The following is a 19,884-nucleotide window of genomic DNA, read 5'->3' as shown; positions in this document are numbered from 1 at the left end:
GGTAGCAGGGGTGTTTTGTTCAATAGTGCCAAAAACGATGCTTCGGCTGTGGCGTTGACTTGGTACTTCCTCAACTGTTGAACTTTAGTTCATTCATGAAGTAAACTTTTGATTTGTTTGGCAATGTGTGCCATCAAAAGCGCAACGCAATACAATGATGGCGTGTATTATACACGAAAATTGGCACAATGCAAGGTATTTATTGGCTTTTTGTGCGTTTTTCGCTAAGTTTTTTGTGGATTTTACAAAAGGCAAACAAAGTGTTGAATTTGGTTAAATTTTAATCAATTTGTCACTGCCGTTATCATTGATTGTGCATATTAATACATTTATTAATTTAATAAATGTATTAATATTTAAACCAACATTAATTTAACCAATCACTTTTTGTGATTTACTACAAAATATTAATCAATCAAGTGCAATATTATACTGCTCTTGTTGGTACAAAGGTTCAATTTCAAAACGGATTGGTTTACCAATCAGATATTCCAGATCAGCAACGGTGTTCGCTTCGCTTGAGAGCATCAAATCAATCACGGCACTATGTGCGATGACGGTGAACTGTCGCGGTGCATTAAAGGTGCGTGCATAACGCATGATTTCACGAAAGATTTCAAAGCAGATGGTCTCGGCGGTCTTGATATAGCCCTTGCCTTCGCAGACCGGACATGGCTCGCACAGCTGCTGTGGTAGTGATTCACGGGTGCGTTTGCGAGTCATCTCAACCAAACCGAGCTCACTCACCTGTGTGATATTGGTCTTGGCATAATCGTGGCTGAGTTGCTCTTGTAAGCTTGCCAAGACATCGGCTCGGTGCGCTTCTTCGAGCATATCAATAAAATCAAGAATGATAATCCCGCCTAAGTTTCGTAGGCGGATTTGGCGAGCGATGACCTGCGTGGCTTCAAGGTTGGTCTTATATACTGTATCTTCGAGCGAGCGAGCGCCGACATATGAGCCTGTATTGACATCGATGGTGGTCATCGCTTCGGTTTGATCGATAATCAGATAGCCACCAGATTTGAGATCGACACGGCGTTTTAGGGCATTTTGGACATCTTCTTCGACACGATATAAGTCAAATAATGGCACTTCACCTGCATAATGCGCGACCATCGGTGCAATCGATGGGACAAATTCACGGGCAAAATGTGCCACTTCATGATAGACCGCTTCGTGGTCGATCAGCACCTTGGTGGTTTTTTCGTTGACCAAATCACGGATACAGCGAAATGGCAAGGACAGCTCTTGATAGATCAGCTCAGATTTTTTGTTTGAGTGTAGCTTGGCGGCAGCTTGTCGTGTCAAAATCGTCCGCCACAGTTGCACTAAATAATAGATATCTTCTTCAAGCTTAATCTCACTCACCTTTTCGGCAGCAGTACGGGCAATCAGTCCGCCTTTGAGATTTGCCGATTGTAATAACTTGGTCAATTCGTTCTTTAGGCGTGTGCGTTCGTCACTTTCTTCGATGCGGATTGACACACCGACATATTCATCACTGGTCGGTAAATACACAAGATAGCGAGATGGCAATGAAATATTGGTGGTCAAACGCGCACCCTTGGTGCCAAGCTCATCTTTGATGACTTGTACCAAAATGCGGTCACCTTCTCTGAGACGATACTGAATCAGATCGGTACTTGGCGTGGGTTTTTTGGAGATGGTCAGTGATTTGACATCGGTGACAGCACTATGTCCTTGCTCAAGCTCACTGCTTTGTGCTGGGCTGTGTGCGATAGCTAGGCGTGTGATGGGCGTTTGGACAATCTCATCGGGGCTGTCATTCATGCGTTTGGGTTTTTGCATATCATTGGCGTGCAAAAATGCCGTCCGTGACTGACCAATATCCACAAACGCCGCCTGCATCCCTGGTAGCACTCGTACCACCGTACCCAGATAAATATTACCCACTAAGCCCAATTTTTGGTGGCGTTCGATCAGTATTTCGCTCGTCACACCATCGGTCAAGACCGCCACCCGAGATTCCATCGGCGTATAATTAATCAATAACTCTTCTGACATTTTTTACTCAATTTTTATAATTTTCAAATTCTTTATCGCTATCGATTATAGTAAGCGATATTGCCGATTTATGCAAGGTGAACGCAAATTAAGGCTGGCTTAGGGCTTATTATGATTGATTAGTCTATCATTGGCGACAGCCAAGCCTTGCATTGCTTTGATTTTTTGTACTACTTGCGCCAATGGCAACCCAACCACATTGGTATAGCTGCCACGAATCGCACTCACCCATGCTGCTGCACCGCCTTGGATGGCGTATGCGCCTGCCTTATCCTGCGGCTCGCCTGTCTGCCAATAGCTAGCTTTATCGGTATCGCTAAGCTTGATAAACTCAACTTCGGTACGCTCGCACAAATACTGCTGATCTATGCGCTCTCCCTGTGATAATCGTGTCAAGCACACCGCCGTCCATATCTCATGCGTCGTATCCGACAATCGATCCCACATCCGATAGGCATCCGCCTGATCCACAGGTTTGGTCAAGACTTCACCATCATCAAGTACACCAATGGTATCGGCAGTGATGACAATACACTCGCTTGGCAAAGTTGCATCCGTCATCACCGCATCTGCCTTGGTCATCACCATACGGCGAATATAGGCATCTGCCGACTCGCCTGCCAGCCACGACTCATCAATCTCCACACCCACCGCCATAAACTCGATCCCTGCTTGGCTCAGTAGCTCTCTACGGCGTGGTGATGTCGATGCTAGGATAATGGCTGGGCGTGCGGCTGTGTTCATGGTGGATGCGTCCAATAAATGACCGATAAAAATTGTGGCAATTATCCACCTTTTCATGGCATGGGTCAAATCAAATCTCATCAGCACAGATTTCTATCCATCGCTTTGTACTCATGGCAAGCTATGGTACAATGGTGCTGATTTTTTTGTTATTTTTATCTCAAGTTTTTAACTCAAGGAAAAACCATGAGCCAACTTACCTCGGACGATATCCTATCGGTAGCCAATTTGGCACGCCTAAAAGTGGATGATAACTTAGCAGCCGACTACGCCAAAGACATCAGCAAAATCCTAAGCATGATGGATATCCTAAGTTCAGTAGATACCGACGGCATCGCCCCACTTGCCAATATCCACGAATCTAGCCAAACCTTGCGTGCAGATATCCCAACCACCGATATCGACCGCACCGCCAATCAATCGGTAGCGCCAAGCACGGCAGATGGTCTGTATCTTGTCCCACAAGTGATTGAATAATCGCTTGCCACTGGATTGTCACTTATAAATTTAAAAATATTGAAGGCATAAACCATGTCAAACCTACACACTTTATCTGTTGCCGAGATCACGACAGGTCTTGCCAATAAAGACTTTAGCAGTCTTGAGATGACCACGCATTTACTGGGTCGTATTGATACTTTAAATAAAGATCTAAACAGCTTCATCACCGTCACCGCCGAACAAGCCTTAGAACAAGCCAAAGCCGCGGATGCACTGCGTGCTGGTGGCGATACTCGTGCCCTACTGGGCGTACCGATGGCACACAAGGACAATCTGTGCACCCAAGGCGTCTTGACCACTTGTGGCTCAAAGATGCTATACAATTTCGTCTCGCCGTACAATGCCACACTGGTGGACAATGTCGCCAACGCAGGCTTTATCAGCCTAGGCAAGCTGAACATGGATGAGTTCGCCATGGGTTCGGATAACGAAAAATCTTATTATGGTGCTGTGCATAACCCTTGGGATCTTAGCCATGTACCAGGTGGCTCATCTGGTGGCTCAGCCGCAGCCGTGGCAGCAAGCCTAGTACCAGTGGCGACAGGCTCGGATACCGGTGGCTCAATCCGTCAGCCAGCCAGCTTCTGTGGTATCACAGGCATCAAGCCAACCTATGGCCGTGTCTCACGCTATGGCATGATCGCTTATGCATCAAGCTTTGACCAAGCAGGTTCATTTGGTAAATCTGCCCTAGACTGCGCCTATCTACTCCAAGCCATGTCAGGCTATGATGCCAAAGACTCAACCAGCATCGCCAAAGATGTCCCTGATTGGGTCACTGAAATCCACGCATCACGAGTCGCCGATAAGCCATTGGCAGGTCTAAAAATCGGTGTGCCAACCGAATACTTCGGTGCAGGTCTAAACGATGAAGTCTCAAGCACCGTCAAAGCTGCCCTGGCCCAATACGAAGCCCTAGGCGCGACACTGGTCGATATCCACTTGACCAGCCCTGAGATTACGCTGGCGACTTATTATCTGCTTGCCCCTGCCGAAGCCAGCTCAAACCTGTCTCGCTTTGATGGCGTGCGTTTTGGTTATCGCTGTGACAATCCAAAAGATCTACAAGACCTATACACCCGCTCTCGCTCCGAAGGCTTTGGTGCCGAAGTACAACGCCGCATCATCATGGGGACTTATGCCCTATCGGCAGGTTATTTTGATGCGTATTATGTCAAAGCTCAAAAAGTACGCCGTCTGATTGCCGAAGATTTTGCCAAAGCATTCGCCGACTGCGATGTCATCGCAACGCCAACAGCACCAACCACTGCCTATCAAATCGGTGCCAGCCTAACCCCATCTGAAATCTATATGGGCGATGTCTATACCATCGGTGTAAACCTAGCTGGTCTGCCTGCCATCAGCCATCCGATTGGCTTTGATAAACAAGGCTTGCCAGTGGGCTTGCAATTGATTGGTAATCATTGGCAAGAAGGCAAACTGCTAAGCGTCACCGATGCATATCAGCAAGTGACTGACTTTCATAAAGCAGCACCAAGCATCGGCTAATCGATAAGCAAGGATAAGGACATGGGCAAAGCAATCAGCACAAACATCGTGGTTCGACCAACCGAACCCTACGACCATCAAGGACTTTATGACTTATACAGACAGCCTGAAGTCTATCGTCAGACGCTTGCTTTACCCAGTCAGTCCTTACACAGTTGGGAGAAACGGCTATCTGCCATCCCAAGCCATGTGCATTCATTCGTAGCACTGCTTGATAATGATGACGAATATCGCATCGTGGGTAATGTCGCCTTGACCATCGAGACCGCCATGCGTCGCCGTCATGCAGGCTCAATCGTCATCGCCGTCAGCGCGGACAGTCACGGACAAGGCATCGGCACGATGCTGATGCAGACCATCGTTGACTTGGCGGATAATTGGCTTGACTTATCCCGACTGGAATTACAAGTTTATACCGATAACACGCCTGCGATTGCTTTGTATGAAAAATTTGGCTTTATCAACGAAGGCACGCTGCAAAACTACGCCTATCGTGATGGCAAGCTGTGCGATTTATATATGATGGCGAGAACCAAAAATCCATCAGACACCAATTGAAAAGAGAACCACTATGACCAATCAAGCTCCACTTATCGACGGCTATGAAGTCGTCATCGGCATTGAAATTCACTGCCAATTAAACACCGAAAGTAAAATTTTCTCAAATGCACCCACCGCTTTTGGTGCAGAGCCAAACACCCAAGCCACCATCGTTGATTTGGGCTTTCCAGGTGCTTTGCCTGTGCTCAATGAAGGCGTGATTGAGCGTGCACTCAAATTCGGTCTAGGCGTCAATGCTGAACTGGGTATGTACAATACCTTTGACCGCAAAAACTATTTTTATCCTGATTTGCCAAAGGGCTATCAAACCACCCAAATGGCAAATCCCATCGTCGGCAAAGGCTATATTGACATCCTAGTCAATGCAGGACAAAAAGACGAGTACACCAAACGCATCGGTATCACCCGTGCCCACCTAGAAGAAGATGCAGGCAAATCGGTGCATGACGCTGTACCAGCCATGACAGGTGTGGACTTAAACCGTGCTGGCACGCCACTCATCGAAATCGTCTCTGAGCCTGATATGCGTTCGGTTGGCGAGGCGGTCGCCTATGTCAAGACCATTCATGAATTGGTCACTTGGCTAGGCATCAGTGATGCGATTATGGCAGAAGGCTCGTTCCGTGCTGATATCAATATCTCAGTACACAAGCCAAATACGCCATTTGGCACACGCTGTGAGCTTAAAAACCTAAACTCATTCCGCTTCATCGAGCGTGCCATCAAATCAGAAATCGAACGCCAAATCGATGTCATCGAAGACGGCGGTAAAGTCGTGCAAGCCACTCGCCTATACGACCCTGAGCGTGACGAAACCCGTGCGATGCGCACCAAAGAAGAAGCCAATGACTATCGCTATTTCCCTTGCCCCGACCTATTGCCTGTGGTGATTGGTGATGAAACTTTGGCAAAAGTCAAAGCCGATATGCCAGAGCTGCCAAGCGTGCGTAAAGAGCGATTTGTGAATGAATTTGGACTATCTACCTATGATGCCAATGTGTTAAACGGCAGCCGTGAATTGTCCGATTATTTCTTGGAAGTCGTTGCTATCACCGGCAATCAACACGCCAAAATCGCCGCCAACTGGGTGATGGGCGAGCTGTCAGGCGCACTCAATAAAAATGAGCTGACAATCAGTCAATCCCCAATCAGTGCCGAGCGTCTGGCAGGGATGATTGCTCGCATCACCGATAACACCATCAGTGGCAAAATCGCCAAAGAAGTGTTCGGCTATCTGTGGGAATCTGACAAATCAGCCGATGACATCATCGCGGAGCACGGACTCAAACAAGAAACCGACACTGGCGCCATCGAAGCCATCATCAAAGAAGTCTTGGCAAACAACCAAGCGATGGTGGATGAATATAAAGGCGGTAAAGAAAAAGCCTTTAACGGCTTGGTCGGTCAAGTGATGAAAGCGTCTCGTGGCAAGGCAAACCCAGCCCAAGTCAATGAACTGATGAAAAAGCTGATTGGTTAATCAACTAAGCCCCAAATACTGTGTGTTTGGGGCTTTTATTAGAGTGAGTTTAAGGATTCTTATGTCGAAAGAAAAATTGTGCCAATCCAATGATAAATTACCACAATTTTTATCATTTGATTTTTCTAGGCATCAAATGTACCCAGAATTTCAAAATAATTACCCATCATTGAATGATTATTATTGGACGCTTGTCAATATCATTCCACATCATTTTGAAAGTTATGCAATCATTTTACATCCAATTGGTTATCATCAACATGAGCAATACATAGAACCAAAAACCAATAACAGAAAGTCAGCATTTAAAGCATTTGGCGTATTAACAAACGACGATATTAAATTGGATCATGCGAATGATTTGTATCGTATGGAAGGTGAGTTAATGGAAAACAATTGCAAAATATCTCGTCTTTCAAAATACAATTTACTGTATTTATCAAACGGTGAATGTTCTGATGTGCAATATAACTTTATTATCAATACTCTAAAAAAAATTGGTTAATAATGACATCTACTATTATTATGAACTTTTGAAAATTATCTGTCATTCAGAATACGATAATCGCAACATATCCGAGCTATTATTTAAAGGCGAGATATTAACACATCAAGAAGTGCAACAGTATTCAAAAATAGCTACACAGCCAAGCATGCTGTTTGACAAGAGTGAAACATGGGTTATCGCAACTAATCACGATATACCCTATACATTTATTGGCGGGAATAAATCTTTTGTAGAGAAATTTTTGAATGCTGAATACGATATTTATCCGATTGAACCAAAATATCAATGGATTAAGAAAATTGATTAGCATTGTTATGCAATAAACGCTTTACCACCGACCTTAGAATAATTATCAACCGCCCACAACTTTTTGGCATTACAGCATAACAAATTTTCCACCCCAAAAGCTGTCTTTGGTTATATTTCATGACACACTGACAAAATGATTGGTTAATCAACTAATCCCCAAATACTGTGTGTTTGGGACTTATTGCTTTTTATTTATATAAAAATACAAATCTACCATATTTGGTTTGGCTTATGGGCAAAATTTCTTTAACGGTTCTATAAGAAATTCTATTTCTGTCTCAATTCCTGATATCTTCTTAATCGACTGATCGTTCTTGAGCATATTCTGTCGATCGACATCTGGTTCATAAATACTGATGATTATTCTATCCTTAATAGGATCATAACCCATCATGGCAAACCCATCTATACGCTTAGCAAGTGCCACACTGTTATTTGCGATAATATTGGCAATGGCTTGAGCATTATTGGAATTATTTTTTAAGATTGCCACAGGTAGCTTATTTTGAGTGCCTTGCAGATCTCTAAGCTCTGTTAAATCCGCACCCTGCACAGTGGTTCTCACCACCAACCGAAACTCGCCGTTGTTATCAAAATAAATGGATACAATATCATCGCCAAATTTCGCCTGCATCTCATCAATAATGGGCTGGCTATGACTGATTAAATCTAGTCTTCTAGTCGCTTCTTCACGACTGATATCAAACTCTGTGACATATACTTCGATTAGTGACTCATCCCAATCTTGATTTTGTGCATGGCTAATATTGCAAGATAACAAAGCAAAAAAAGATACTAACATCATTTTCTTAAAATACATAACTTACTCCTTGTGAATTTTGGTCAAACTCTTTTAACCAAAATAAGTCAATGCACGCCCATCATCCGTCTTTTGATGTTTTTTATTATATAGCGCATATAAAACGATGGCAATTTTAATCAAAAAAATGGGTGGTTGTGTTGCTAGACTGGTTAAAACTTAGGCACAGCTACCAACCGCCCACAACTTTTTGGCATTACAGCATAACAAATTTTCCGCCCCAAAAGCTGTCTTTGGTTATATTTCATGATACACTGACAAAAAGTTTGGAGATAAATTCCAAAAAATTTTAATAGATAACTTAGACAGCCAAGGAGTGGAAATTATGTCAGTATTACATGATTTAGCCGTGTTGCGTTCGCATGAGGGTATGCTCTGCACAGGACTAGATGATGCAAGCATTGAGCGATTTGCAAGCTTTACACCCGAACTCACCCAAGCCATCACGGATGCACTGGCTCGCTATCAAGACATCAAAGCCCAACATCCCGAGCTATTAGCACTGGATGAGCAAGCGCAGATTGCTGCCATCCAAGACGGCTTTGTCAATTTTTATGCCAGTGATGCTGTCAATCCTTATGTTGCCCTATCTGCTCGTGGCTCGTGGATTGTCACGCTCAAAGGTGCGGTGCTGTATGATACCGGCGGCTATGGGATGCTTGGTTTTGGGCATACGCCTGATGCCGTCATCGATGCGATGGCAAAACCACAAGTCACCGCCAATATCATGACGCCAAATCTCGCCCAATATCGGCTCATTCAAGCACTCAAACAGGAAATCGGACAAACCCAAAACGGCTGTCCTTATACTGGCTTTATGTGCCTAAACTCAGGCTCAGAAGCGGTCGGACTTGCTACACGCATCATCGATGCTCATGCCAAACGCCAAACCGACGCAGGGGCCCGCCATGCCGGTAAAGTCATCAAGCGTCTGACCATCAAAGGCTCATTTCACGGACGCACCGACCGCCCTGCTCTGTACTCAAATTCAAGCCGTAGTAGCTATGACAAATATCTGGCCAGCTACAAAGATGAAGACAGCGTCATCACCGTCGCACCATATGACATCGATGCACTCAAGGCGGTCTTTGCCGATGCTGATGCCAACGGCTGGTTCATCGAAGCGATGCTGATGGAGCCTGTGATGGGCGAAGGCAACCCAGGGCGTAGTGTGCCACGAGCATTTTATGATGCTGCACGAGCCTTGACCCGTGAGCATGGTAGTCTGCTACTCATCGACTCAATCCAAGCAGGTCTGCGTACCACAGGCTATCTGTCGATTGTGGATTCGCCTGAATTTGAGGGCATTGAACCACCTGATTTTGAGACCTATTCAAAGGCCATCAATGCAGGGCAATTCCCCTTATCCATCCTAGCCATGACCGACTATGCCAGCGGTGAATATCAGCGTGGACTGTACGGCAACACCATGACCACCAATCCACGAGCACTGGATGTCGCCTGTGCGGTGCTGGCTGGTATGACAGATGATGTGCGCGCCAATATCGTCCATCAAGGCAAACAAGCGATTACTAAGCTTACCGCTCTACAAGCCAAGCTTGGCGATGTCATCACCAATGTCCAAGGCACAGGGCTGCTGTTCAGCTGTGAGCTAAATCCACGCTACAAAGCCTATGGCACAGGCAGTGTCGAAGAGTGGCTACGCTTGCACGGCATTGGTGTTATTCATGGTGGTCAAAATGCCCTGCGATTCACGCCACAGTTTGGTATCCGTGATGCTGAACTGGATTTGGTGATTGATAAGCTTGAGCAAGCCTTGGTTGCGATGGCTTAAGTCATTGGCACAATAATCATTCATCAATCCAAGCCCTGCTAAACCCCACTTGGACTTAGCAGGACTTGTTTTATGCTTGCTCGATCAATCAGAATAATGGCGAAAAATTTCCCCAAACCCCTTGTCAATTCGGCAAAATCGGCTACAATAGGCACATCGGAATGTAGCGCAGCTTGGTAGCGCACTTGCATGGGGTGCAAGGGGTCGTAGGTTCAAATCCTATCATTCCGACCAAACAATAATTTAGGGGTGTTGCATAATGTGCTACACCCCTTTATTTTCAAGGCTTTTAGCCGTTTTATGTGTATTATGCAGCAATATAAAGCACCATTCAGCAATGAAAATTATTGGTATCAAAACCCATCCCAATACCCTTTTACTTATCCATTGGTCTGATTGTCCAATGTGCCAATTTCCGCTATAATATGCCAATTCCCTATATTTTATAAGGTTTTGGCATGACATCCACCCACCATCCCTACGCCAACCGCACCGCCAAGCATTTTGACGGTATTGAGTTTGATGAAGCCTTGATTCAAAAATACAACCGCCAAGGCCCACGCTATACTTCCTATCCGACCGCACTGGAATTTGCCCCGATGGCAGATGGCATGGAAGCTGATATTCTCAAAAATCGTGATGCCACTGTGCCGCTGTCTTTGTACATTCACATTCCATTTTGTCATCATCTATGCTACTACTGCGGCTGCAACAAAATCATCACCAAGAAAAACAGCGATGCTGGTGATTATTTAGAATATCTGTTTAAAGAGATTCGCCATAAGAAATCCCTGCTGCCTGCTGGCAGCATCGTCAAGCAGCTGCATCTGGGCGGTGGTACGCCGACATTTTTGAGCGATGATGAGCTAGTCGAGCTATGGGAATTTCTGCACGCAGAGTTTGATTTTGCTGCTGATGGGGATTATTCCATCGAAGTTGATCCGCGAGAACTTCGTGAAAATACTTTAGAAATTCTGTGTAATCTTGGCTTTAATCGCTTGAGTTTCGGCGTGCAGGATCTGGACGAAAAAGTCCAAATCGCCGTCAATCGCGTGCAGCCTTTGTCACTCATCACCGCTGTGATGAACGAAGCGAACCGACTGGGTTATCAATCGACCAATATCGATCTGATCTATGGCTTGCCACACCAGAGCATCGACAGCATGAATGCGACCATCCGCGAGATCATTCGCCTATCACCTGATCGCTTGTCGGTGTTCAATTATGCGCATCTGCCCGAGCGATTCACCGCACAGCGCCGCATTCGTGATGAAGATCTGCCAAGTGCCGCCGATAAGCTTACGATGTTTGGCAATATCATCACCGCGCTTGGGGCGGCAGGCTATCAGTACATTGGCATTGATCATTTCGCCAAGCCGACCGACCAGATGGCGATCGCCCAGCGAAATGGGGAGCTTCATCGTAATTTTCAGGGTTATGCCATCTTGGGCGAGTGTGATTTGATCGGCTTTGGCGTCAGCGCCATCAGTCAAATCGGTGCGCACATCACCCAGAACCCGACCGCGCTTGCCGATTATCAAGCTGCTATCGCCGATGGCAAGCTGCCTGCCGTGAAGCATATCCAAAGCGATGCCAAAGACGAGCTGCGTCGTCATGTCATCATGAATCTACTCTGCCATGACTATATGAATTTTGGCTATTTGCGTGAGCGGTTTGGCATCGAGCCCACCCAAGTATTTGCCGATGAGATTGCCACGCTACGCGACATGGCGGCTGATGGATTGGTGCAGATTGATCAAGATGGCATCACTATTTTACCAAAGGGGCGTATTCTTGGGCGTAATGTGGCGATGGTGTTTGATGAATATCTGAGCCAAAAGCACCAAGGAAGATTTTCGAAGGTGATTTAATGAAAACTCTAAATTACTTGCTACTGCTGATTTGTATATTCTGTTCAGTTAATGCTTATGCTAATTCGGAGAAAAACGCCGTCTATGACACGATGAAAGCTTATGCCAATTTAACAGCTTGCAACCATTCTTTCGAAAGAAGCAACTCAGGCGTTGAGACGACGCTCAAAGATGTGTTTTTGGTTAATCAAGAAATACATACAGACGACACCCCCAAACAAACTACATATTATGTGTTCTGGCATGGTGATATAGGCTGCCAAGGAAGCAATCATTCAGCCCAATACTTTATTACCACAGTGTTTAAAAGGTATACTGATCATTTTTTGGTCTTAGACGATCATTTTGCCTTTGGTGATGAAGGTGAGTTGATCTCATATAGTCACATTGACAGCATCAAGCAATTATCGCATGATCAATTCGTCATCACCGCTTGGGAATATACAGATATTGATGGTTATGATTATGCGTATGATCAATATCTTTATACTCTAAAAAAACAATACAGCGAACATGGGTTGTGGACTGGCTGGTATTTAACAAGCAAAAAGTGGCTTGCACGCAAAGATAACATATAATTTAGACAGTGATAATCGCAGGACTTGCACGGTAACTCTTGCCCAATTCTTAAATAAATACACCGCCCACAAAAAAGCCGTTGATGACAACGGCTTTGGCATATCTAGCTTTTTGATTTACGGCGTTTTAGGCTTTGCCATAGGGTTTCGTGGGCGATTTTTGGCACTTTGAGCGTGATGGTGTTTGACAGCATATCATGCACCGCAAGCCCCCGAGTGTTAAACACACAAAACAAAAAATTGAACAAAAAACCCAAAAACGCCGCCAACAAAATCGCAAGCTTCGACCCATGGATAAACGCACCAACCGCCGCACACAGGGCAGGCACAAGGCAGGCACTGATGATCCGCATAAAGCTCTGCCCCCAGCTAAGCAGCTGCCCATGGGCATCCACAGTCTTTAGTCGCCAAGTCTGCATACCCAAGGTCTGCCCCGACTTACGCCAAAAAATCCCATAAAACCCCACCAAAGTCAGCACAAACGCAGGTGTCATCACGCCGTTTTGATACCACAGCGGCAACGCCTTGGCATCCTGAGAGGTTGTCCCCACATCCAAAAATAGCAGCGTACCGACCACGGACAACACCGCCCCCACCAAAAACAACATCGCCAAAATCAGCATACCATCATAGACGATGGCAGACAGTCGCACCAACGGCTTGGCAACGGTAGGTGTTTCGGTGATGGACGTTTGTACGGCTTGGGTCTTGGTGTGTTTTGACATGGATGCAATCACAATGAAAAAGATGGGATTATTGTAGCATAAAAGCAAGGATTTGGGGAAATTGGCAATCGAAGCCCAGCAGTGCAAATGACTTGCACAATGCCTATCCCGACACCTGCCCAATACCTATGATAAAACGCAAAAAAAATCACCGAAATCATTGATTTCGGTGATTTTCGTAATATGGCGCACCCGGAGAGATTCGAACTCCCGACCCCTTAGTTCGTAGCCAAGTGCTCTATCCAACTGAGCTACGGGTGCGGATTCAACTCACTTTGTTATTCAACATCGTTCGTTGTGGCGGCTATTATACAGTGTTTATTTTGTATGTCAAGCACTTTTTTTAATTTATTTTCGGTTTTAATATCGATCAAAACTTGAGAAAATAAATGGCGGTGAAGGAGGGATTCGAACCCTCGATACCCGTAATTAGGTATGGTTCCTTAGCAGGGAACTGGTTTCAGCCACTCACCCACTTCACCGAACGCTTGGCTCAGATAAATTGCTATATTTATCTTAGATCATCAATGATGATTTCGCTTGTCGTTGTGGGCGATAATTATAGCAAAGATTGGCAAGAATGCAAGCGTTTTTTGTGAAAATTTTTAAAATTCGCCCAAAGCGTGTATTTTCAAGCAGCCATCTTGATTGACCAATCAAAACTTGCCACAAATTCCGCCAAAATTTTTATGCAAATTCTGCCAATCATCACGCACAGCAGCGAAATTTTGCTACAATATTCTACAAGAACTTGCCATCATGTATTGGCTATTTATAAAGCGATAAAACCACTACAAACAACAACATCAAGGATTATCACATGAGACCGACCGTATTATGCTTCTCGGGGCTTGATCCATCTGGGGGCGCAGGCCTACAAGCCGACATCGAATCCATCGGTGCAACAGGAGCGCACGCCGCCATTGCCTGCACCGCCATCACCGTACAAAGCTCGCAAAAGGTCTTTGGCTTTGAGCCAGTATCATCGGCGCTGCTCATCGAGCAAGCAAAAGCCGTGCTGAACGACCTGCCCGTGCAAGCCATCAAATCAGGAATGCTGGGCACAGTGGAGAATATCCATGCTATCGCTGAGCTGTTCGACACTCGCGTGATCAGACACGGCACGCCTTATGTACTTGACCCTGTACTGGTTGCCAATTCTGGCGGTAGCCTTGGCGATCCTGCAACACTGGTCAAAGCCTTTGGCAAGCTATTACCCCACGCCACCTTAATCACGCCAAACACCCATGAAATCCGTGCGCTCAGCAGTCGCGATGATCTGCACGATGCCGCCAAATATCTCAATGATCAAGGCGTCAAAGCAGTCTTGGTCAAGACTTCACACGATTATCAAACGGGTGATATTGAGCAATTTTTGTACATCAACGGACAAATCGAACACACAAGCCTAGTGCCACGACTGATCGGTGAATATCACGGCTCGGGCTGCTCGCTTGCCAGTCACATCGCCGGCAAGCTTGCCATGGGCGATGATCTCGTTGATGCCATCGTCCATGCCGATGCATGGATTCATCGTACGCTAGAATACGCCGACATCCCCCACCCTGATGATGGCGACGCGCAGATGATGCCGAATCGCTTTTTTCATGTCTGATTGACACCTGCCGACATCATGGCGCCTGTCTCATGACTGCCCTGATGTCGCTGCGTTCGCATTACATCTGTGACAATCTGCCGCAGCCACTCATGCGCCACATCTTGCTCGGTGCGTTCGTGCCACGCCATCATCATGGTAAAACCGTCCACATCAATCGGCGGTGCTTGCAAATGCACATTCGGCAAAGTTTTCGCTAAATGTTCTGGCAATACCGCTACCAAATCTGAATCTTGCAATAGTTGCGGTAACAGCGAAATATGATTGACCGACACCATCACTTTACGCTTGCGCCCCAATTTTTGTAGGGCGATGTCGGTCGCACCGCTAAATTCGCCACCATTGTACGACAACATGGCAAACGGCAATTCACAAAATTGTTCCAAAGACAAAGGCTGATTTGCCATCGGGTGCGTTTTGCTCATGGCACACACATAGCGCTCATCATACAGTTTGGTTTGGGGCATATCGGCGGTGAGATGTTGCTCGCTAATCAATGCCAAATCTATTTTATTTTGCTCAAATAAACTTTTAACCGATTGATTTTGTGTGGGTAATAATGCCACTTTGACATTAGGAGCAAGCCGTCTTAACCGCAAAATCAGCGGTAAAGCAATGATTTGTTGTACATAATCCATCGCACCAATGCGTACGGTCATATGCAAATGTTCAGGCTCTAACTGCGGTGGTTGGAGCATGGTATTGACATCGTTTAGGATTTTTCTGGCGATTTGCCCAAGCTGCAGTGCTCGGTCGGTCGGTTGCATACCGTGCTGTACACGCACAAATAAAGGGTCGTGAAAACTCTCTCGCAAGCGGTTTAAAATACCGCTCATCGCAGGTTGTGTGATGGATAATCGCTGGGCGGAACGGCTGACATTGCATTCATCAAGCAACACCACAAAGGCTTTGAGTAAGTTTAGGTCCAGGGTTCTAATATCAGTCATGGTTATGCCAAAATAGTTTAATGATAGGTATTTTGGCATAATTGCAATAATATTTTCAACAAAATATATTCTCAGACTAACTAAAAACTACGCTGTCGATTCAACCACGCCACCAGCGACAACATCACAGGCACTTCCACCAACACACCCACCACCGTTGCCAATGCCGCGCCTGAATGCAAACCAAAGAGTGAGATCGCCACCGCCACCGCCAATTCAAAAAAATTACTCGTGCCAATCAAACACGCAGGCGCAGCAATTTGATGGGGCAATTTCAACCATTTCGCCAAACCGTGTGCCAAAAAGAAAATCCCATAAGTCTGCACCAAAAGCGGTATCGCAATCAGCACAATAATGAGCGGATTATCCAAAATCGTTTGCGCTTGAAAGGCAAACAATAACACCACCGTCAAAAGTAAACCCATGATAGAAAACGGTTTTAATTTTGCCGTAAATTGCGTAATTGGGCGGTTTGATTTTTGCAGAATATGCCGTGTTATCCACCCTGCCAACAACGGCAACACCACATACAAAATCGTGCTATACAACAGCGTTTGCCACGGAATATCAATATTACTCACGCCAAGCAAGATACTGGCAATCGGTGCAAACGCAAAAATCATAATCAAATCATTGATAGACACTTGCACCAGCGTATAATTCGCGTCCCCTTTGACCAACTGCGACCACACAAACACCATCGCCGTACACGGTGCCACACCCAGCAAAATCATGCCTGCGATGTATTCGGTTGCCGATTGTGCGTCTACCCAATTGGCGAAAAATACCCGAAAAAACAACCATCCAACGAGCGCCATCGTAAACGGCTTAATCAACCAATTCACAACAATCGTTAAAGCCAAACCTTTTGGTTTTTTGCCCACATCTTTGATTGCCGACCAATCAATTTGCACCATCATCGGATAAATCATCAGCCAAATCAGAACCGCCACAGGCAAATTGATGTGAGCAATCTCAAGTTTGGCAATGTAGCCAAAAGCATCGGGCATCAGCACGCCAAGCAGTACACCGCAAGCAATCGCCAATGCTACCCACACACTTAAATAACGCTCAAACAAACCCATTTTTATCCCCTTTTCGCAATAATTTCGCCATTTTCTTTCACAAAATCTGCCAAAAGTGGCACAGGCGAAATATCCAAAAACAATTCAGACGGACGACACAATTTCACACCTTTTTCCGTCATAACAATGGGGCGATTGATTAAAATGGGATTTGCCAACATCGCTTTAATCACATCGTCATCGCCCATTTGTTCATTATCCAATCCGCAAGCCATAAATTCAGGCACATTGGTGCGTAACAATTGGCGTGGCGTAATATTCATTGCCGATAATAACCCACGCAAAGTGGTTTCATCAGGCGGATTTTCCAAATAATGAATAACTTGCGGTTCAAATCCCATGTGGCGAATCAATGCCAATGTATTGCGTGAAGTGCCACAGTTTGGGTTGTGGTAGATAGTCATGGAGTGCATTTTGATTTCCTTTCAATATTTCAAGAAATTTTGAAGTAATAAGATAAAAAAATTTGGGGCTGTACTAGATAAACCCCTAAACCCCACACCATTTTCTTAACAATCTTAATTGATTGGATGGTGTGCCATAGTTAAATCTAAACTCGCATTCTTTGATAAATAAATGAAAATGCTTTTTGTCAATACCGTTATATTTTCTTAGAATGCGTTTGGATTGCGACCAAAAGTTTTCAATGCCGTTAATGTGATTATGATTGTTTGCAAATTCTTTGGAATGATTAATTCTAAAGTGTTTAAAATCACTCACATCTAAAGCATTATAACTTCGATAGCTATCTGTATAAACCACGCTATCAGGTTTGATTTTACTGGCAATAATAGGCATTAATGTCTTAGCTTTGGTATCTTTAACACAGGCAGTATAAACCTTACCATTGCGTTTTAAAAGACCAAATACGGCAACTTTGCCAGCAGCACCCCGTCCACGCTTGCCTTTACGAATGCCACCGAAATAGCTTTCATCCAATTCTACTTCACCGTCAAATAATTCACAAGCTTCAAGGTTTAAGCGATATTCAATCACCAAGCGAATTTTATGATAAAACAAAGCAGCTGAATTATGATGTATCTCTAACAAATCAGCAGCTGATCTTGCGGTGACTTCAAGCACAAAAAATTCAAGCAGTTTAACTTGAACTTTTTTACTTAATTTACAACGGGTTATCTTCATAAAACTAGTATAGCATTGTTGCTAATCTAGTACAGCCCCAAAAATTTAGCAACATTGCTCGTGGCTATGAATACAGCAATTTTGCGTGAGAAAACGGGTCAAATCCATCATCAAATTTAAATTGGCATAATAGCGGACAAATCGTCCTTCTTGTTGGCTGGTAATCAAGCCTGCATGAGTTAAGGTTTTGAGATGAAATGATAAATGATTGGGTGCAAGATTTAAGGCTTTGGCTAAATCGCCTGCAATCATACCTTGCGAACCCATTGCCGAAAGTTCTTGAAAAATCGCCAAACGAATAGGCGATGATAAACTTTCAAATAATTGGCTGGCTTGTTCGGTATTCATAGGTATTGTCCTGTCAATTGTTGTGTTATTATAAAGAATAGCACATTTCATTTCAAGAATGTTTGAAATGAAATGTGCCAATTTATCCAACTTATTTATCACCCTAACTTATACCTACCCATCACAATAATCAATTTGAAATAATAACATAAAACACCTATGATAGTGCCATCTTTCAATGAAGAGTAAATTTATCATGGCAAAATTCCGTAAACTCCTTACCCCATTGCAAATCAAAAATTTAGAACTTAAAAACCGTGTGGTCATGCCCCCAATGTGCCAATATTCTGCCACCGAAGGCGTGCCGAATGACTGGCATTTGGTACATTACACCAGCCGTGCGATTGGCGGTGTCGGCTTGATTATCGTGGAAATGACCAATGTCGCACCAAATGGTCGCATTAGCCCAAATTGCTTAGGGCTTTGGAATGATGAACAACAACAAGCCTTTAAAAAACTGGTGGACAGCGTTCACGCACACGGTGCAAAAATCGGCATTCAGATCGCCCACGCAGGTCGCAAAGCCCAAGATGAACCGAACGCCGTTGCCCCTAGTGCAATCCATTATGGCGAATTGGATTACGCAGGGCAAAATCTCATTACGCCACGAGAATTGACCACCGATGAAGTCAAAGACTTGGTGCAAGCGTTTGCCCATTCGGTCAAACGGGCGGTGGACGCAGGCTTTGATACCATTGAAATACACGGTGCTCACGGCTATCTCATTCATCAATTTTATTCGCCAAAATCCAATCAACGCACCGATGAATACGGTCAAGATAAAATGCTATTTGGCGAGCAAGTGATTAAAGCGTCAAAAGCGGTTATGCCAGCGGATATGCCGTTAATTGTGCGAATTTCGGCTCAAGAATATGGTAAAGATGGCTTTGATTTGGCGTATGGTTTGCAAGTGGCTCAGCGTTTTGCCGAAGCTGGGGCAGATGTGCTTGATGTCAGCGGTGGCGGTGATGGCGTATTGCACGCAGGCAACCACCCTGAATTTTATGCGGGGTATCAAGTGGATTTTGCTCGCCAAGTCAAACAAGCGACAGGCTTGCCTGTGATTGCGGTAGGTATGCTAGATAATCCAAGCGTGGCTGACCATGTGCTTGGCGTGGGTGATGCGGATTTGGTTGCCGTTGGGCGTGGTTTGTTGCGAGACCCGTATTGGGTGCTCAATGCTCAATATCAACAAAATCAATTTGATGGCAGTGAAATGCAGTTTGTGCCAGTACAGTATCAGCGTGGGTTTATGTGATTGATTTAACTTAATTAAAATGCCGTCTGAAATTCATTCAAACGGCATTTCCCATCATT

The 19,884-nt window shown here is 45.0% G+C and carries 20 protein-coding genes and 3 tRNA genes; 12 read left to right on the top strand and 11 right to left on the bottom strand.

What is annotated here, in order from left to right; translation table 11 throughout:
- Window positions 1-411: 411 nt before the first annotated feature.
- Together NGM44_RS06980 and NGM44_RS06975 are read right to left on the bottom strand one after the other, a co-directional pair.
- Window positions 412-2,028 (bottom strand): Rne/Rng family ribonuclease, encoded by a 1,617-nt coding sequence (locus tag NGM44_RS06980; protein WP_253223012.1) that lies wholly within the window; start codon window positions 2,026-2,028, stop codon window positions 412-414.
- Between the two features lie 99 nt (window positions 2,029-2,127).
- A complete protein-coding gene (locus tag NGM44_RS06975; protein ID WP_253223011.1) occupies window positions 2,128-2,772 on the bottom strand; it encodes a nucleoside triphosphate pyrophosphatase in 645 nt (214 codons plus the stop codon).
- Between the two features lie 186 nt (window positions 2,773-2,958).
- On the opposite strand from NGM44_RS06975, the gene gatC reads away from it, so the two are divergent.
- The 6 genes from gatC to NGM44_RS06945 all read left to right on the top strand — a co-directional run bounded on the left by gatC (window position 2,959) and on the right by NGM44_RS06945 (window position 7,638).
- Window positions 2,959-3,249, top strand: coding sequence for an Asp-tRNA(Asn)/Glu-tRNA(Gln) amidotransferase subunit GatC (gene gatC / locus NGM44_RS06970; RefSeq protein ID WP_253223010.1), 291 nt, complete (start codon window positions 2,959-2,961; stop codon window positions 3,247-3,249).
- 54 nt (window positions 3,250-3,303) lie between these two features.
- Entirely contained in the window at window positions 3,304-4,782 is a 1,479-nt protein-coding gene (gene gatA, locus NGM44_RS06965; RefSeq protein WP_253223009.1) for an Asp-tRNA(Asn)/Glu-tRNA(Gln) amidotransferase subunit GatA, read from the top strand.
- A gap of 21 nt (window positions 4,783-4,803) precedes the next feature.
- On the top strand, window positions 4,804-5,340 hold the full coding sequence (locus NGM44_RS06960; RefSeq protein WP_253223008.1) for a GNAT family N-acetyltransferase: 537 nt from the start codon (window positions 4,804-4,806) through the stop codon (window positions 5,338-5,340).
- Between the two features lie 13 nt (window positions 5,341-5,353).
- Window positions 5,354-6,823, top strand: a complete 1,470-nt coding sequence (gatB, locus tag NGM44_RS06955; protein WP_253223007.1) for an Asp-tRNA(Asn)/Glu-tRNA(Gln) amidotransferase subunit GatB — start codon at window positions 5,354-5,356, stop codon at window positions 6,821-6,823.
- 61 nt (window positions 6,824-6,884) lie between these two features.
- Window positions 6,885-7,328 (top strand): hypothetical protein, encoded by a 444-nt coding sequence (locus NGM44_RS06950; protein WP_253223006.1) that lies wholly within the window; start codon window positions 6,885-6,887, stop codon window positions 7,326-7,328.
- A 28-nt stretch (window positions 7,329-7,356) separates the two neighbouring features.
- Window positions 7,357-7,638 carry a hypothetical protein gene (locus NGM44_RS06945; RefSeq protein ID WP_253223005.1) on the top strand — a complete coding sequence of 94 codons (282 nt, stop codon included), beginning with the start codon at window positions 7,357-7,359 and terminating at the stop codon, window positions 7,636-7,638.
- Between the two features lie 231 nt (window positions 7,639-7,869).
- Here the strand turns inward: NGM44_RS06945 and NGM44_RS06940 are convergent, their stop codons facing one another.
- The gene (locus NGM44_RS06940) at window positions 7,870-8,460 is read right to left on the bottom strand and encodes a hypothetical protein (protein WP_253223004.1); all 591 of its coding nucleotides are present in this window, start codon (window positions 8,458-8,460) and stop codon (window positions 7,870-7,872) included.
- Window positions 8,461-8,785: 325 nt separating this feature from the next.
- Between NGM44_RS06940 and NGM44_RS06935 the strand changes: the two genes are divergently transcribed.
- The 4 genes from NGM44_RS06935 (at window position 8,786) to NGM44_RS06920 (ending at window position 12,704) form a co-directional block, all read left to right on the top strand.
- The gene (locus tag NGM44_RS06935; protein WP_253223003.1) at window positions 8,786-10,255 is read left to right on the top strand and encodes an aminotransferase class III-fold pyridoxal phosphate-dependent enzyme; all 1,470 of its coding nucleotides are present in this window, start codon (window positions 8,786-8,788) and stop codon (window positions 10,253-10,255) included.
- Between the two features lie 157 nt (window positions 10,256-10,412).
- A tRNA-Pro gene (locus tag NGM44_RS06930) sits at window positions 10,413-10,489 on the top strand.
- 224 nt (window positions 10,490-10,713) lie between these two features.
- Window positions 10,714-12,126 (top strand): oxygen-independent coproporphyrinogen III oxidase, encoded by a 1,413-nt coding sequence (gene hemN / locus NGM44_RS06925; protein ID WP_253223002.1) that lies wholly within the window; start codon window positions 10,714-10,716, stop codon window positions 12,124-12,126.
- The gene (locus NGM44_RS06920; RefSeq protein WP_253223001.1) at window positions 12,126-12,704 is read left to right on the top strand and encodes a hypothetical protein; all 579 of its coding nucleotides are present in this window, start codon (window positions 12,126-12,128) and stop codon (window positions 12,702-12,704) included. The genes hemN and NGM44_RS06920 overlap by 1 nt, the downstream gene beginning before the upstream one ends.
- 104 nt (window positions 12,705-12,808) lie before the next feature.
- On the opposite strand, the gene NGM44_RS06915 is transcribed toward NGM44_RS06920, so the two are convergent.
- The 3 genes from NGM44_RS06915 to NGM44_RS06905 form a co-directional block, all read right to left on the bottom strand.
- A complete protein-coding gene (locus NGM44_RS06915) occupies window positions 12,809-13,429 on the bottom strand; it encodes an RDD family protein (protein ID WP_253223000.1) in 621 nt (206 codons plus the stop codon).
- Between the two features lie 184 nt (window positions 13,430-13,613).
- Window positions 13,614-13,690 (bottom strand) — tRNA-Arg (locus NGM44_RS06910).
- A 129-nt stretch (window positions 13,691-13,819) separates the two neighbouring features.
- A tRNA-Ser gene (locus NGM44_RS06905) sits at window positions 13,820-13,911 on the bottom strand.
- A 338-nt stretch (window positions 13,912-14,249) separates the two neighbouring features.
- On the opposite strand from NGM44_RS06905, the gene NGM44_RS06900 reads away from it, so the two are divergent.
- Entirely contained in the window at window positions 14,250-15,044 is a 795-nt protein-coding gene (locus NGM44_RS06900; RefSeq protein ID WP_253222999.1) for a hydroxymethylpyrimidine/phosphomethylpyrimidine kinase, read from the top strand.
- Here NGM44_RS06900 and NGM44_RS06895 read toward each other — a convergent pair.
- From NGM44_RS06895 to NGM44_RS06875, 5 genes are all read right to left on the bottom strand, one after another.
- Window positions 15,035-15,991 carry a LysR family transcriptional regulator gene (locus tag NGM44_RS06895; protein ID WP_253222998.1) on the bottom strand — a complete coding sequence of 319 codons (957 nt, stop codon included), beginning with the start codon at window positions 15,989-15,991 and terminating at the stop codon, window positions 15,035-15,037. The two genes, NGM44_RS06900 and NGM44_RS06895, sit on opposite strands and share 10 nt — an antisense overlap.
- An 80-nt stretch (window positions 15,992-16,071) precedes the next feature.
- On the bottom strand, window positions 16,072-17,076 hold the full coding sequence (gene arsB, locus NGM44_RS06890) for an ACR3 family arsenite efflux transporter (protein WP_253222997.1): 1,005 nt from the start codon (window positions 17,074-17,076) through the stop codon (window positions 16,072-16,074).
- 2 nt (window positions 17,077-17,078) lie between these two features.
- The gene (gene arsC / locus NGM44_RS06885) at window positions 17,079-17,489 is read right to left on the bottom strand and encodes an arsenate reductase (glutaredoxin) (protein WP_253222996.1); all 411 of its coding nucleotides are present in this window, start codon (window positions 17,487-17,489) and stop codon (window positions 17,079-17,081) included.
- Between the two features lie 76 nt (window positions 17,490-17,565).
- Window positions 17,566-18,219 carry an IS1595-like element ISEc69 family transposase gene (locus tag NGM44_RS06880; RefSeq protein WP_253222824.1) on the bottom strand — a complete coding sequence of 218 codons (654 nt, stop codon included), beginning with the start codon at window positions 18,217-18,219 and terminating at the stop codon, window positions 17,566-17,568.
- Window positions 18,220-18,264: 45 nt separating this feature from the next.
- Window positions 18,265-18,657, bottom strand: a complete 393-nt coding sequence (locus tag NGM44_RS06875; protein ID WP_253222995.1) for a helix-turn-helix transcriptional regulator — start codon at window positions 18,655-18,657, stop codon at window positions 18,265-18,267.
- A gap of 106 nt (window positions 18,658-18,763) precedes the next feature.
- On the opposite strand from NGM44_RS06875, the gene NGM44_RS06870 reads away from it, so the two are divergent.
- The gene (locus tag NGM44_RS06870) at window positions 18,764-19,825 is read left to right on the top strand and encodes an NADH:flavin oxidoreductase/NADH oxidase (protein ID WP_253222994.1); all 1,062 of its coding nucleotides are present in this window, start codon (window positions 18,764-18,766) and stop codon (window positions 19,823-19,825) included.
- Window positions 19,826-19,884 lie beyond the last annotated feature (59 nt).

The organism is Moraxella sp. FZFQ2102 (genome assembly GCF_024137865.1).
In the GTDB taxonomy this organism is placed as follows: domain Bacteria; phylum Pseudomonadota; class Gammaproteobacteria; order Pseudomonadales; family Moraxellaceae; genus Moraxella.
This window is presented reverse-complemented; position numbering and strand designations above follow the sequence as displayed.